At 53.6% G+C, this 14,524-nt stretch carries 15 protein-coding genes and 2 pseudogenes; 11 read left to right on the top strand and 6 right to left on the bottom strand.

Features of this window, described 5'->3' with window-relative positions; translation table 11 throughout:
* Positions 1-435: 435 nt before the first annotated feature.
* The 5 genes from NO360_RS16975 to NO360_RS16955 all read left to right on the top strand — a co-directional run bounded on the left by NO360_RS16975 (position 436) and on the right by NO360_RS16955 (position 4,897).
* A complete protein-coding gene (locus tag NO360_RS16975; RefSeq protein WP_006648151.1) occupies positions 436-744 on the top strand; it encodes an alpha/beta hydrolase family protein in 309 nt (102 codons plus the stop codon).
* Between the two features lie 70 nt (positions 745-814).
* Positions 815-1,105, top strand: a complete 291-nt coding sequence (locus NO360_RS16970) for a winged helix-turn-helix domain-containing protein (RefSeq protein WP_256309046.1) — start codon at positions 815-817, stop codon at positions 1,103-1,105.
* 145 nt (positions 1,106-1,250) lie between these two features.
* On the top strand, positions 1,251-1,520 hold the full coding sequence (locus tag NO360_RS16965; protein WP_305149288.1) for a DUF8036 family membrane protein: 270 nt from the start codon (positions 1,251-1,253) through the stop codon (positions 1,518-1,520).
* A 704-nt stretch (positions 1,521-2,224) separates the two neighbouring features.
* Positions 2,225-2,740, top strand: coding sequence for a DUF7342 family protein (locus NO360_RS16960; protein ID WP_305149285.1), 516 nt, complete (start codon positions 2,225-2,227; stop codon positions 2,738-2,740).
* 960 nt (positions 2,741-3,700) lie between these two features.
* Positions 3,701-4,897, top strand: coding sequence for a Cdc6/Cdc18 family protein (locus tag NO360_RS16955; RefSeq protein WP_256309044.1), 1,197 nt, complete (start codon positions 3,701-3,703; stop codon positions 4,895-4,897).
* A gap of 104 nt (positions 4,898-5,001) precedes the next feature.
* Here NO360_RS16955 and NO360_RS16950 read toward each other — a convergent pair whose 3' ends face one another.
* The gene (locus tag NO360_RS16950) at positions 5,002-5,136 is read right to left on the bottom strand and encodes a hypothetical protein (protein WP_256309043.1); all 135 of its coding nucleotides are present in this window, start codon (positions 5,134-5,136) and stop codon (positions 5,002-5,004) included.
* 248 nt (positions 5,137-5,384) lie between these two features.
* On the opposite strand from NO360_RS16950, the pseudogene NO360_RS16945 reads away from it, so the two are divergent.
* The 4 genes and pseudogenes from NO360_RS16945 to NO360_RS16930 all read left to right on the top strand — a co-directional run.
* Positions 5,385-5,912: pseudogene (locus NO360_RS16945) on the top strand (zinc ribbon domain-containing protein); the annotation flags it as partial.
* A gap of 270 nt (positions 5,913-6,182) precedes the next feature.
* Positions 6,183-6,752 (top strand): methyl-accepting chemotaxis protein, encoded by a 570-nt coding sequence (locus NO360_RS16940; RefSeq protein WP_256309042.1) that lies wholly within the window; start codon positions 6,183-6,185, stop codon positions 6,750-6,752.
* Between the two features lie 26 nt (positions 6,753-6,778).
* Positions 6,779-7,672 carry a PAS domain-containing response regulator gene (locus tag NO360_RS16935; RefSeq protein WP_256309041.1) on the top strand — a complete coding sequence of 298 codons (894 nt, stop codon included), beginning with the start codon at positions 6,779-6,781 and terminating at the stop codon, positions 7,670-7,672.
* 27 nt (positions 7,673-7,699) lie between these two features.
* Positions 7,700-8,554 carry a sensor histidine kinase gene (locus NO360_RS16930; protein WP_256309040.1) on the top strand — a complete coding sequence of 285 codons (855 nt, stop codon included), beginning with the start codon at positions 7,700-7,702 and terminating at the stop codon, positions 8,552-8,554.
* An 88-nt stretch (positions 8,555-8,642) separates the two neighbouring features.
* On the opposite strand, the pseudogene NO360_RS16925 reads toward NO360_RS16930, so the two are convergent.
* The 3 genes and pseudogenes from NO360_RS16925 to NO360_RS16915 form a co-directional block, all read right to left on the bottom strand.
* A pseudogene (locus NO360_RS16925) lies at positions 8,643-8,984 on the bottom strand (transposase); the annotation flags it as partial.
* A 246-nt stretch (positions 8,985-9,230) separates the two neighbouring features.
* Positions 9,231-9,950, bottom strand: coding sequence for a hypothetical protein (locus NO360_RS16920; RefSeq protein WP_256309039.1), 720 nt, complete (start codon positions 9,948-9,950; stop codon positions 9,231-9,233).
* Positions 9,951-9,958: 8 nt separating this feature from the next.
* Positions 9,959-10,219: a hypothetical protein gene (locus tag NO360_RS16915; RefSeq protein WP_256309038.1), complete on the bottom strand. Its 261-nt coding sequence runs from the start codon at positions 10,217-10,219 to the stop codon at positions 9,959-9,961.
* 28 nt (positions 10,220-10,247) lie between these two features.
* Between NO360_RS16915 and NO360_RS16910 the strand changes: the two genes are divergently transcribed.
* On the top strand, positions 10,248-10,733 hold the full coding sequence (locus NO360_RS16910) for a helix-turn-helix transcriptional regulator (protein WP_256309037.1): 486 nt from the start codon (positions 10,248-10,250) through the stop codon (positions 10,731-10,733).
* Between the two features lie 744 nt (positions 10,734-11,477).
* Here the strand turns inward: NO360_RS16910 and NO360_RS16905 are convergent.
* Positions 11,478-11,897 carry a hypothetical protein gene (locus tag NO360_RS16905; protein WP_256309036.1) on the bottom strand — a complete coding sequence of 140 codons (420 nt, stop codon included), beginning with the start codon at positions 11,895-11,897 and terminating at the stop codon, positions 11,478-11,480.
* Positions 11,898-12,461, bottom strand: a complete 564-nt coding sequence (locus NO360_RS16900) for a hypothetical protein (RefSeq protein WP_256309035.1) — start codon at positions 12,459-12,461, stop codon at positions 11,898-11,900. It lies immediately after the preceding gene.
* A gap of 641 nt (positions 12,462-13,102) precedes the next feature.
* Here NO360_RS16900 and NO360_RS16895 point away from each other — a divergent pair.
* Complete coding sequence (locus NO360_RS16895; RefSeq protein WP_256309034.1) at positions 13,103-14,266, top strand: right-handed parallel beta-helix repeat-containing protein; 1,164 nt, start codon at positions 13,103-13,105, stop codon at positions 14,264-14,266.
* Positions 14,267-14,524: the final 258 nt, after the last annotated feature.

The raw sequence follows: 14,524 nt of genomic DNA, 5'->3' as shown, positions 1-14,524 counted from the left end.
TCACCGTACATTTACCGGACGACACCCGACGGTCGACGCGGCTGGGTGGAGTACTTTTCCGAAGCTGGCCATCCCGTGTATGTATTCAACCCGCCTCGAAACGTCGATTCAGGTGGCTTAGACACTGCTGCCCTCCAGAACTCTGACTCTGCCTCACTCTCTCGATGGTCTATCGCTCGAGCTTGGCCGACGTGGGGGTTCGGACCTGAAGTCGGTGACCCATACGAAGATGTTCGATACCCGGTCGAGTCGGTCGACCAACTCGTTGCGTCATTCCCCGCATACCTTAGCACTGGTGGCGGAGGTGGTGGTGGGAGTCGGTTCGCATCACCTCAGGAGACTGCCGCTCTAGAGGCGCTTCTCAACCGTGTTGGTCCGGCAGTGCTGCTCGTTCACTCAGCGGGCGGTAGTTCCGGATTCACGGGTGCACAAGCTGTGCCGGACCTCGTTGAACGGATCGTCGCAGTTGAGCCGGTCGGTGCGCCGACTGACCCGCAAACTGTGGCGGAGATGGGTGGTGATGCACCATTTATGGGTGTGTATGGCGATTATGTCGACGAGCGTGGACAGACTGGTCGCAAGGAAGCGACCCAGACAACTGCAGAACTCGCAGGAGAGACAAGTCCCGCATCGACGCTGCTTAGCCTTCCGGACGAAGGGATATCCGGAAATACACATCTCATGATGCAAGACGACAATAACGGTGAAATCGCTGATCGGATTATCTCCTGGATTAGTGACTAATTCGGGGAGGTATAGTATCGTTCGGACCGAGACAGAATGTATTTGCACCGACCAAATGATTACTCGATAGATGCGGCAGTTGCTCTGGTGGCTCATTGGTGGGTCTCGTGGAGGCCGAAATCGGCTTCGTATCCTCCGCGCACTCAACGACCAGCCACGAAACACCAATCAATTGTCGAATGACCTAGATTTGAACTACAAAACAGTGCAGCACCATCTCGCAGTCCTCGAGGAGAGCAATATCGTGACCACGGAGGGTGACAATTACGGGCAGATGTACTTCCTCTCAGACAGAATGATGAACAACCTCGACATCATGGAAGACGTGGCGGAACAGGCCGGAGTTGATGATGATTCGTAACTGGATCAAGAGTCCACTTGGAACGACAGTAGCGAGTGCGACCACCGCGAGTGGTATCGCACTCTTAGTCGCACTCTTCACATCAGTTCCGTCCCATGGCCCTCCGTCGAGGGCGCTGTCCTCCCAGATTGAACTGCTCATTCGGATGGAGGTTTTCTTTACAACCCTGAACCTCGTATTACTGGTGGCACTCGCAGCCATCTACGTGCAGCTTTATCGCGACCTTCCAAACAAGTACACAGCAAGCCTGCTTGTGCTAAGCCTCGCGCTGCTCCTATACGCGGGTACGTCAAATCCAGTAGTACACAACGTCTTCGGCTTCCGCCCTCGCCCAAATATCGGCGCGTTCGTGTTTCTTCCGGACTTCTTCATCGGACTTGCCATCCTGGTTCTCCTCTATCAGAGCCAGACCTGAGTTCGTATCCATTTTTCAGAGGTCTGAGATGGCTTTCATAGACTGATTTCGTTCACCGATTAGACGGACTCTTTAGTCTCTCCAGCTATCTCCTGATGTGGGTGTGACGCGTGAGTTACAGCGGACTGTCTTCAACGATCGTAACGGGTGATAACACGTTGACGCTGTTGAAGAAAGAAACCGGAATCGGATAGAAAGGCTCTCTACCTATGATAATGCGGCGTCTAAGTGGCAACACTGCCGGAAGTCGCCGAAATTCGCGTGTATGGCTGGTAGTACAACAAGAATGACCGCTTAGAGAGCAATTTGAGTCAGTTCCGTTCACTGATTCGGCTGAAACCACGCATCATAGCCCCGCTATACCCGCTGTAGTCTCAACTCCCATCGCACGGATAGTGTGACAGCGTCGGCTGGATGGTGCTAGTAGATTGTGTGCGTTCAATGTGTCTCAGGCACGGGCGTCGAGAAGTCACAGATCCATTGTTTTCCAGTTAGAGTTCAAAAAACTCCCGATGTAACAGCCGACATCGAGGATTTATGTTATGATTACAGGTTACGATTACAGATTACGTACTAACGAAGAGATCCAGCCGAGAGAGACGCCAGTAGAGTTACGCTATATGCCGACCAGACAACCGGCGCTCAGTGCTTTGAAATATATCCAGTTTCTTGGATATATATTCTAGTAGTTCGTAGAGATGTGTATGGCCAATGAGTCGAACGGAACTGAACAGGCCTCCCTAACACGTGGGGAGCGGGTCCGAGCAGCCGCACGGACGTTGCGGACGCCTCGGACGGCATCCTGGGTGGCTGACGAGACCGGAGTCTCGGTGAAAACTGCCCAGAAGTACCTGGAGCAGCTCGTCGAAGACAACGTACTGCAGAAGATCGAGCAAGGAGAGCAGACGCTCTACTGTGTCGATCAACTGATGGCGACGTATCGTGAGGTCGCCGCGCTTCAACGGGAGCACGATCGGGAAGAACTCACTACCGCAGCCGAGTCGATTCGATCGAAGATTACCGACTGGAAGGCCTCCTACGACGTCGAGACGCCAGGCGAACTCCGGGCAAGCATCGCCGACCTCGATGATTCCGATGAAATCGAGACCCGCCGTGAGGCCGCATCCGAGTGGGAGCATCTCAACGACCGGCTACCGATCGTTCGTGCCGCGCTCAACGAGTACGACTGGGCGGCCAAGCGCGATACGATCTCCGTCTAACGAATGGGGCTTTCTGGTACCATCGATAGCTCCGTCTACGAAGGGCTCAAGGATGTCCTTCAGCGCTACCCAGTTGTCGAGAACGTCACGTATGAACCGGACAGCATCGTCAAGAAATACCTCCAGGCGCGGATTGCGCCAGCGCTTGTGTCACCACCAACCGGGCCAACACCGCCGACACTTGACGTTGAATGGCGTTTCACGGCAGAGGACCAGTACTACCGGATCCACTATGCCGACCCGAACACCGGCTTCAATTGTGGATGGCTGAGAGATGAGTTCACAACTGCCGATCGAACGGACACACCCCTCGTTGCCGCTGTAAATAATCGCCGGAGAAGTGCCGGCTGTCCATTATCCCACCAGAGAGCCGTTCGGATCGGGGTCTGGTGAAGTCAGCTGACGTGAAGACACACATCGGTGATCGGCCAACTCAGACAGACCCACAGACACACCCCTCGTTGCCGCTGTAAACTGCTGTTAATGTGGTGTATAGAATCTCCAAACACGTTTTGGCCGATATCTTCCTCTACCACGCGGCAGCTTCTTTCCCATAGTTTTATATTGTATTGTACGGTCTGGTACCGCACCGCAATTTGGCGTACCAAGACGACAACGTGTTTGGCGAAGACCCGAGATTGAGGTCTGTATATCGACTTTCTCCTGTGAGGTTTTCTCCGTTTAGTCCGGTTGGGGACCGCGATACAACAGTAGTTCCCTCGTTTTCGATTGGAACCCTTGCCTATTGCACCATTACAGCGGCAACGCGGGGTGTGGGAGTGGCGGGGCTACCTTTCCTTTACAGCGGCATTCCGGGGTCGTAGATTCAGAGATCCTATGGTTAACGGTCGCTCACGGGAGTATCTTCGATTCACATACATCGAACCCGAATTACTGCTGCTGCTTACAGCGGCACTCCGGTAGACAAAATTGAAATAGAAGGGTTGTGAGGGTGCTGATATGAGTGAGTCCGAGTCATTTTTCGGTGATCCGGACCCGATTTTCGCTGACAAGGAACTCCTTCGGGTGAGTCACCTTCCGGAGGGTGACCGGATTATCGGGCGCGATCAGGAACTCCAGAAGCTTGCGAACGCGATCAAAGATGCCCAGCGTGGAGGCACCCCAAACAACGTCTTAATCTACGGGAAGACAGGGACCGGAAAGAGCCTCTGCTCAAAGTACATCACTCGCGATCTCACGCAGGCAGCCGCCGACAACGGGATCAAGGTCGGGGTCGCATACGTCGATTGTTTTCAGGAATCGACTGAGACACAGACCGTCCGCACGATCGCCCAAGCACTCAACGACCCCGTCCAGACCGATATCACCGTCCCGCACACTGGTGTGAGTACCTCCGATTACTACCGCCGTCTCTGGGATATTCTCGATGCGCGACTCGATGTGGGGCTCGTCATTCTCGATGAGATCGACAAACTCGAGGACGATAACGTGTTAATGCAACTGTCGCGGGCCGCTGAAGCCGGGAAGGTCACCGAGAGTACCCTCGGTGTCATTGGCATCAGTAACAAGATTCGATACAAGGACTCGTTGAACGAGCGCGTCAAATCGAGTCTATCTGAGCGGGACTTCGTGTTTCCACCGTACGACGCGAACCAACTCCGTGAGATTCTCCGGTCCCGTGCTGACGCGTTCCGTGAAGGTATCCTTGACGAGGACCTCATTCCCAAGGTCGCTGCCCTCGCTGCCAAAGAACACGGGGACGCACGCAAGGCGATCGATATCCTTCGCTACGCAGGCGAGATCGCGGACGAACACGGCGATGATACGGTGCGTGTTGAGTACGTCGACGAGGCACACGACCGCGAAGAGCAGGCGCGGCTCTCCGAACTTATCGCCAAGCAGCCAGAGCATTCAAAATATCTGTTGCAAGCGCTGTCATTGCAGGTCCAGGAGGCCCATGATGACAATTCTGCGATCCCCACGAAAGATGTCTATTCGATGTACGAACTCGTCTGTGAACGGAACGGGGTCGATCCACTGAAGATGCGGCGCGTCCGCGATTTACTCTCCGAACTGGCGTTTCTCTCCCTCATCGAGCAAGAGCGTAAAGGTCGTGGGAAGGGAAAAGGCGCCCACACAGTGAACCAGCTCGTCGACGAACCAGAGGTCGTCGTCGAGGCGTGTAAGTCGGCCTGATGAGTTCGCTGGTAGGATTCTTCTCTGACCTTCACTTGTAACACTGGAGTGCGTCGCTCGACGCCGATCTCTTCATTGCTCTTCTGATTACGGACGGGCCAACTTCACTCGGAATTCATCGCGATAGCGACCGCTGAAATCGTGGCGACCTCGTATATCTGGTCTTTCACCGTCTGGCTCTCCGTTTTGCCCTCCCATTCGCCGGTGAGATCGATATTCGGCGACGTCGTCTTGTTCATTGCTTACTGCTACGGACTGTATTCATCTTAATTTTCGCTCACACATATTTCTCATCTGACTAACCAACAATGGACTCGAAAGAAGGCGCCTGTTGGTTAGTGGTCTTGATGCCGTGTTCGTCACCTAATACCTTGGCTGATGCTTCAACCTGGTCACTCGAAACATCGATACGCAAGTGCCATCGTCCTTGATGATTCGCTGTGAGTCCGTGGAAGCAGAGACTAGGAATCGCTCAGTACAGAAGATCTATGCTGAACGCCGCACCCACTTCTTCCACTCCTTAGCGAAGCACATCGTAGAACGGTGTGTTGAGCAGGAAGTTGGCCGCATCAACGTTGGGAAACTCGCTGGTGTCCGCGAAGACGACAACGGCGAGTCGAAGAGCTGGGGCAAACACGGCAACCTTGACCTGCACGGCCGGGCGTTCGACCGGTTCTCGAACACCCTCGAATACAAGGCGAAAGTTGAGGGCATCGAAGTCGTAGAAGTGTCTGAGCGCAACACGAGTAAGACGCGTTGCGTATGCGGTAGAGAAGACGATAGTCAGCGTGTCGAACGTGGCCTCTACGTTTGTGAGACGTACGATGCGGCGTTCAACGCTGACATGAACGGGGCGGAGAACATCCGTCTCGACGTGAACCAAAGTAACTCCGAGTCCGCACCCGATTTGAGTAGGGATAGGAGTACCGGCTGGTTGGCACAGCCCGGAGTCTACCTTTATGACTTGTCCAGTGGATTCCAACCGCAGGAACAAGTGGTAGACTGCAAACCATAATATCCCAACTGCGGTCGGGATTCCTCCGCCTTCAGGCGGAGGAGGATGTCAATCGGCCTTGTTGAAACTCTCAATCGGTAATAGGTTTCAGCAGTCCTGCTGAATACAACGCGCATAGTCAGCACCTTGCACAATGAGATTTGGGATCGTTTGAGTCGGTCAGTACTGGTGGCAAACCTGTCACGTATAAATTACTATTAGTCATATGTAAAAATGTTGTCCTTTTGAGAAAGGGTTATTATGTTACACTTTGACAATTGGGTATCAATTATGTCTAGTCAAAAACCTGAGAATGAAGGGGGGAACAGACCGCCAACAGAGTTGGTTCACGAGATATCTAGTGTTATCGAAGACATAGACACGATCGCTGAGCGCGGGCATCAAAAGGCTTCTTCGACTGAAGAAAACCTGGAGGAGATTGCGGTGAGGGCGAGCGAGGCGAGGCAGAGCATAGCGGAACTCAACGAGACACTTGACCGAATCTACGACATAGTTGACCTCATCGACGACGTTGCCGACAAGACGGACGTTCTGGCTCTGAACGCTTCGATCGAAGCCGCGCGAGCCGGCGGCGAGGGCGACGGGTTCGCAGTCGTGGCCGACGAAGTCAAACAGCTCGCACAGAAGACACACGATCAAACAGAGGAAATCGAAGCGTTCGTCGCGACCATCGAGTCTGATCTCGATCAATCGGTCGAGACTCTCGAGCACGTCAACAAAAGCATCAGCGAAGCTATTGGAGTAAGTCAGGGAGCGTCGTCGAGTCTCAGTGAAATACAACAGCGAATCGATTCATTCCAGAATACAGAAGGAGAAAATTGGGATACCTCGCTGGACTAAGCGGACAATCTGAACAGTGAGTGAAGATGAGTAATTATCGTGTGATTCACGTAGACGACGACCGAGCATTTCTCGATTTAGCAGCCACGAAGCTTGAACAGTATCCATCGATAACTGTGGAAAGCGAAACTTCCATCCAAGCTTGTTTGGAATGCCTTAGTGGCGATCGAAGAATCGACTGTTTTGTGTCTGACTACGACATGCCCGAAATGACTGGTCTCGAACTTTTGGACCAGGTTAGAGATATCAAGCCCGACTTTCCGTTTATTCTGTTTACCGGCAAGGGAAGTGAAGAAATTGCCAGCCGAGCGATCTCAGCCGGCGTGACGGACTATTTGTCGAAACACAAGGGATCGAATCAGTTCGAGTTGCTCGCCAATCGAATCCGCAACTATGCAGAACAGTTTCGAACCAAGCGGTTTCTTGAGAGACATAGAAGACGGAACAAACACGCCTTGCAGGCTGTCTCTGATGTCGTTTGGGAATACAGTCCGACAACGGGGGAACTTGAGGTCTCGGAAGGGTTTTCTGAGGTGACTGGTTATGATGTCGACGACGTAAATCTCTCACTTGAGTGGTGGGACGATCACGTCCATCCTGACGATCGGAATCGAATCAGGACGGATTTTGATGAATGGATATCCGCAGGCCAGACCACGTTCTCGAAGGAATATTGTCTTCGGAGCGCTGATGGGTCATACATCCTCGTTGAAAATAATGGATACATATTGTACGACGAAGATGACAACCCCCACAGAATCATCGGAGCGATTCGAGACATTACCGATCAACGAGAACGACAACAAGAGCTAGAACGGTATCGCCAAGTCATCGATACTGTGGCTGCGGGGGTTTTCGTCTTGAACGAAGCCGGTGAGTTTGACCTGGTAAACCACCGATTAGAGGAGTTGACCGGGTAAGACCGGGAGGAGTTACTCGGCTACTCTGTGACGAAAATCGTGCACGAGGACACTCAAAGGAAGGTTGAATCCACCCACGAACAAGTTTTGGCCGGTGAAGCGCGACCACTTGAATGGCAAATCACCTCGGAAACTAACGAGTCATTCCCCGCCGAATCACGAGTCACTGGGCTTGCTGACGAGTATGGTGGTGGCACAGTTTGGGCAGTTGCGGATATGACACGGCGGGAGCAGCGCGAACGAAAATTGGAACGACAGAATGAGCGACTTGAGGAATTCACCTCCGTCGTCAGTCACGACCTGCGGAATCCACTCAATGTCATTCAGGGATCGCTGGATTTGATCGAGAAGACAGAGGATCTCGATCATCTTGACCGGAGCCGACGGGCAGCTAAACGGATGGAAGAACTCATTGAGGAGTTGCTGACGCTTGCTCAGCAGGGGAAACAGATCGAGAAGGTGGACAACGTACACTTAGGGCGCATGGTCGAGACGTGCTGGGAAACGGTTGAGAGGGCAGATTCTACGCTTCGGATTGACACTAATTGCACCATTCAGGCCGAATGCAGTAGATTGAAGCAACTTCTGGAGAATCTGTTGCGAAACGCAGTCGAACACGGTGGGGACGACGTGACGATTGCCGTGGGAGAACTCGACGAGAATGTTGGCTTCTACGTCGAAGATGGTGGTCCAGGAATACCCGAGGAAGACTACGCGGACGTATTCGAAAGTGGATACTCGACCTCAACAGACGGGACTGGATTCGGACTCGCGATCGTGAACGAGGCCGTAAAGGCACACGGATGGGAGATCGACATAACTGAGAGTGATAAAGGCGGTGCACGGTTCGAAATTCTAACTACCGAATCGGGTGACAAGTAGGCGGTTTTTCTGAGCAGTGGGTTCAGTCCTGACGGGGAGAACGAAACCATTGCTTTATGCTGTATTCAGCAGTCCCTGCCTCTCGAACTCACGGACGGTCACTCTCCTCGTGTGAAATAGCCAGGCTTCGCTCCAAATTATGAACGATGCACTTGATAGCGAGTTCGCGGAACTGCTTCCATCAGAGACGTGACCGGACGAATGCACCGAATTTCTGTTTGATCGCCGCGTTGACTGTCTCGTTCATGTTCCGCCTGTGGAAGAGATCGCTGTCCAGTCGGGCATTCCACGCTTTGTGGAGAGGTGTAAACTCCCGATGCTTGATGAGTGGTCGAATATCGTGGTCACGGGCGAGCAGCTGGAGCGTCTGGTCGTCGTATCCTTTGTCACCAGTCAAGCCCGCGATGGACGCTGTGTTCCGTTTCACCACCATCTCGTCTACAACATCAAACAGTACGCGCCCGTTGATTCCAACACTATCTGGCGATTCAATAGAGCAAAAAATGAGAGAGCGGTTCACGCTCTAGGTGTGCGGTGCCTGTGGCTGGCTCTAACAGTTATATTCTGGTTCAAGCTACAATCGTGGCCACAGGCGAGTGACCCGCGGCCGCAAGCACGTAACCTACCGGCCAGCACTGGTCGGCTGCGAGCTGTTAATCACCATCTGAACGAGCGCTCAATTACGCCGTTGTGCAGTGTACCAGATCTTTTCGTCATCAGTTGCATCGTTCAACACGGACACGGACCCGATCTGCATCTCGTTCGACTCGACCATCTTTTCGAACTGCTCGTCGGAGAGGGTCGAAAGTGCCGTCGTTGTTCTGAGGGTGTCCTGTTGAGATGCAGAGAGATTTGCGAATGTCGTCTCTCTAGGTGCATCGACGATCTCAGTGACTGGAGTGCCCGGGAGTTCCTTGACAACGCTCTCCTCTGGGAGTTTTTCAGGCGCCTGCACGCTCACGCCAGCATCGCTACTGTTGTCCCGAGTTGTAGTGACGCGGGCAGTGAATGAGGTGTCGGATGCAGACCAGGCACCGATGGCGCTATCCTGGATTGCTGCGAGTTGCTCATCCGAGTAGGTCCCCAGAACAGTTTGTTCTTTGAGCGTCTGCATCTCATCGGCAGTCAATTCGCCGAACGTCGTCCCACGCGGCCGGTCGACAATCTCGGACACTGGCGTGCCTTCCAGCGAGTCGACCGCACTCTCGTTTGGCAGGTTGTGGGCAGCCGTGATACTGATGTTGGATGTCCCCTTCGAGCTCGACACCTCTTCGACACTTCCGGTGTGGTTAACTGCTCGATCCGACGGCTCTGCGACCGTTGCTGCTGTGACGCCGATCATCCCGGCAACAGCAACGGCCACAAGGCCATAGATCACTAGTTTGCGGTTGTACATTTGTCGTATCATATCTTCTTTCTGAGACCACTATCGGGGGTGATCTCACATAGTCCTATTAGTGAAAGACCTGATATAGAGTGGTTAGAGGAGGCGATTCCATAGTCTTTCCAAAGCCTTGCAGGATTGGAAATTGCTTGGAATGTCGGTGAAACGATATACTTTTTCCGGAGGGTACCAACAGCGACGTTGTGTATGCCCTGGCGCCCGCTCTCCAGAACAGCCCTCCTCGCAGCAGTCACCTGCCTGCTGTCGATCGGGACGGTCATATTTCTGGTCTGGAACCCGACCCCAGTGATGGTTACGATCAAAGGAAGTACATCAAGCATTCATCGCGTGCCGAGCGTGTACACACTCCGTGATGTAGTGGTACTCCTCACAGCAGCCTGGGTTGGTGGAATCACGACTGGCTACCTGTGGTTCACGGACTACGGACCGTCGAAACCACCTGCCGACACGGACGACAACAAAACGGCATCTATCGAGCCGGATAACTCGTCGACAGCAACTGTGCCAGACCCACTCGAACGACAAAAACGCATCTGGGAATCGAATCTCGAAACCCTTGCGGACGATGAACAGCAGATCTACGAGCTGGTCCTCCAGCATGACGGCTATCTAGAACAACAACAAGTCGTTGCGGAAACGGATCTCTCACAATCAACCGTCAGTCGCAAGTTGGATTTGCTTGAGCGCGATGGACTCATCGAGCGGAAACGCCGCGGGATGGGAAATGTTGTGAGTCTAACCGACACCAATCGGAAGCAACCCCAGTCGAGCTAGAACGTAACGACGTGCCTGCGCAGAAGCCGTGACTAACTCGACATCGATCAGGCGCGTGGTTTCGTTGGCGGTCCAGTCGTTATGATCGTCGATCTCTAACTGCTCTGTGTACGTGCGAATATATCAACGACCTCTGTCAGAGAAGACCGGTGGGAAGTGATCGGGCAAAAAAACTACTCCGTGATAGGAATACTATGTATCTATCTGTGAATCTCACTCGTCGATATTCTCAATTTCCCCTCGTGGTCAGTGCACTACTCATTTTCTTCTCAGTGTACATTTCTGTCGTAAATTACCTGCTGAAGCCATCGACTCAGACTGCAGATGGTTCAATGGGACTCTCGTTACTTCTCATTTTCCCGGCTGCAATGGTTGGTGGAATTTTTGCTGGCAGTCGTGTTCTAGTGGGAACGACTGCAGAAGCACGAATCAGTTTGGTGGCTACTCGTCTATCCCGTCGGCGCGGTTCTTGGACTGGCTGTCGCCGGCATCTACCTCTCACTCAGTCCAAGATTTGGTGAGGAATTGGTAGCTGAATTGAGCTCGCATTGCTTATTGTCTTCGTGTTTCCGGGGGTCACCGATCAAGTGTGGCAGGTGCTACGGATACTGCCTCAAACTGAGGAACTTGATGGGTCGGAGTTGGAGCTGGTTGACCCCGGAGAGTGAGCCGATGCTCATCCGCGAGTGCAGGCTGACCTTGTCGGTGGGATTGAATAAACCGCTGCCTCAATTCCGGTTTGGCTCAGTCTGACCGGACCAGAATCAGGTCGCCATTCGATTCAATCGACTCGGCCCACTCGTCGTAGTTTCCATCGGGGAGTTCCTGGAACTGCTGTTTCCACTGTTTGCCATCCTGATCGAAGCGGTCGACCATCTCGAAGTACTTCGCCTCGTTGCCTTTGCCGTAGATCGCCTGCACGACGCAAAGCTCTCGTGAGGCATCTTCATCAACACACCAAGTGCAGAACGCGCGCGTGTACGTCCCGAGGTCCCGTGCTTGGTGGATATGCGAGCCGACTGATTTGTCGAATGCTGAATCCGGCGAATCGAGGAGTTTCTCGATCGAGCTACGGATACCCTGTCTTCGTGAACCGTCGATCGCCTGCAGCGTTTCTACTGGCTTTTCGAGGTAGAGCACCGCTCGTTCGGCTCCGAAGATCATTCAGTCGAGTGAAAAGACGTCCTCAGCTGAGGAGTTTTGTTCCAACGTCTCCTGGGGGCTGGCGTGTAGGAACTCGTGCTCTGCGGGCTCGAGGAACTGCGAGTCCGAGTCAGGATCGAACAGACGGTCGGTATCCAGGTCGGTCGCAGTAGCCAGCTCCGGATATTTGCGATAGACGTATCGAAGCAGTTCTTCCAGATTCCAGTCGTTGAACTTGGATTTCACCTCATTCACAATATCGAAAATCGGTTCGTAGCGGTTTTTTTGAGCCATCTTCCTAGCGACCTTGTAGCCCTCGTCAGTGAGCCGGAAGGTATGCCGTTCGTGTCCAACTTCGTTGGTCTCGACCTTCCGCTCGACATATCCGCTTTCGATGAAGTACTTGAGATCGTCGGCCAGATCGTATGAGTAGGGCCCGAATTTCTCGGCGTGAAAGTCGTACTTAGATTCGAGACCGCCCTCTCGCTGAGCGAGAAAGACGAGTTTTTGGAACCGTGTAGCACCGTCTACAGAAGAGCCCTGGGCATAGAGGAACGCCAGGGGGAGGAGGCTCTTCTGGCTCATTACGTTACAGTAACACTGTGTTACAGACGTATAAGATTAGTCAAAGTCCTATCCCTCACTAGGCGTTAGAAGGGCTTAGATGCGTTATGACGCAGCGACGCCGTTGATCGCGTGCGCGGGAGACGTTAAGAACCGCATCAGAAACACTCCGACCCCAGTCTCGGGCTCTTGGGAGCCCTGATAGTGGGTGGGAGGGAAACGCAGGGGAACTCAACAGCCCGGTGGAGCCTGTCGATGGAGTGTTGCGGGTGCCAGGTGTGTTGGCGATGGATACGGAACCACGCCAACACGCTTAGGCAGGGACGGCAGTCCAATCAAGCCAGCGTTAGCTGGAAGACATATTTCACTCTTTGCGTCCCATCCTTGACTTTGGGGAGACTGGCTGCCGGCTCTCCGTGTCGACCAATTAGCCGACTCCCTCGGAGGGTATCATAGAAGTCTTCCCACACCTACAGAGGAATCGGTCAAGACAGATGAACGCTGTATCATATCGGGGCATCATCTACTCAACATCTGTCAGGAATCCTTTGCTGAATATAGAGGGTGAGTTCAGCGCTCTCTCTGGTTGATCCTGATACATCAGAGTGGGTAATCACTCTATAACTTTGATCTCCGATCTACCTGTGAAAGGGGAAAGTCTTATGTCACAACTCCCATCGCCTCAGACAGTCGTATCACGACGGGCAGTTCTCAAACGGGGCGCTGTCGCATCCGCTATCAGTATAGCTGGATTATCTGCGTCGTCAGGAGCAGCCGCCGCCCAGAGATGTGAGATCGTCGTCCCGGACGACTACGGAACAATCCAAGACGCGGTCAATGGTGCAAACAACGGTGACACCATCTGTATCAGGCAGGGGACTTACGATGAAGATGTCACGGTAAATAAGGCGGTCACACTGCGCGGCCGAAACTCGCCGAACGGCAACAACCCGGCCGCACTGGATGGGCAGATCGAGATCACTCAAGATGGAGAGGGTGCTTCTGTCCGCCGGCTACACATTTCTCCCTCCGAGACCTTCCTTGGGGGAAGCTTCCCAGACCCGGCCGGGGTGCTCGTCAAGGCGAGCGATGTCGTGATCGAAAACACCGTGATAGAGGATTTCAACGCCGATCTGAGTAATGGGGAAGGCAGCTTCACTCTCCACGGTGTCCAGGTTTTCGGCGCTGGAGTCTCCGATGTGACCGTTCGGAACAACGTGATCCGCGGATTCAAAAGCGACGGTGATGCGACCACGTGGCCCAATTACGGCGGGATAGCAGGTGTAAAGGCACAGGCTGGCGTCGAAAACGTCACCGTAGAAGAGAACGAAATCACCGACCACCACTCGATAGGCTGGGTGTGGGGCATCGTCCTCACGTCTTCCGGCAGTGCTTCGGGCGTTCCCACGGACATCACAGTCGAAAAGAATCACATCTCTGGATTGAACGATAGCAGCGTCTACGACGTGTTCGCTAGCGCGAACGACGGCCGGGACGCCGCGCCGTACCCGGGTAGCGCATTCGGAATTGATGATCATGCCGACGCCAGTGAGGCCACGGTTAGGCAGAACAACCTCCTCGCCCCAAACGGCGTGGAAAGCAAGGATGGGGACGGCACACTTGTTGCCGAGTGCAACTGGTGGGACGACCGATCCGGTCCCACCCACGACGACAATCCCGATGGGGAGGGAATATGGGCCCTAGAGCGCGGCAGCGCCACAGTAGACTACACGCCGTGGCTCATCGCCCCGGCCCCGTCGAACGCCTGTGTTGGCGGCAAAGGCGGGGGTAACGGGAACGGAGCTGGAAACAGCGCCAATCAATAAGTTGGGTTGTCCGATTCGGCGCAGACTTTCTCGACCGATTCGCTCGAGGTATTCAGCACGCTCCTATGCACATCACTTGTATCTGATAGAATCTTCACCGTTCAATAGGCAGGCTAGTTCTGTTAGGTGATTCTTCAGGAGAGATGTGAAAGAAACCCCTTAGAGGGCCGATGTGATAGGGTGCCTCTGAACCGCACTCTGAGAGCGGACTACTATTATTGTAGTCTTTTTGGATTGATGAGAAGATCAAAGCATCTC

The sequence above is a fragment of the Halobellus litoreus genome (genome assembly GCF_024464595.1).
In the GTDB taxonomy this organism is placed as follows: Archaea; Halobacteriota; Halobacteria; order Halobacteriales; family Haloferacaceae; genus Haloquadratum; species Haloquadratum litoreum.
This window is presented reverse-complemented; position numbering and strand designations above follow the sequence as displayed.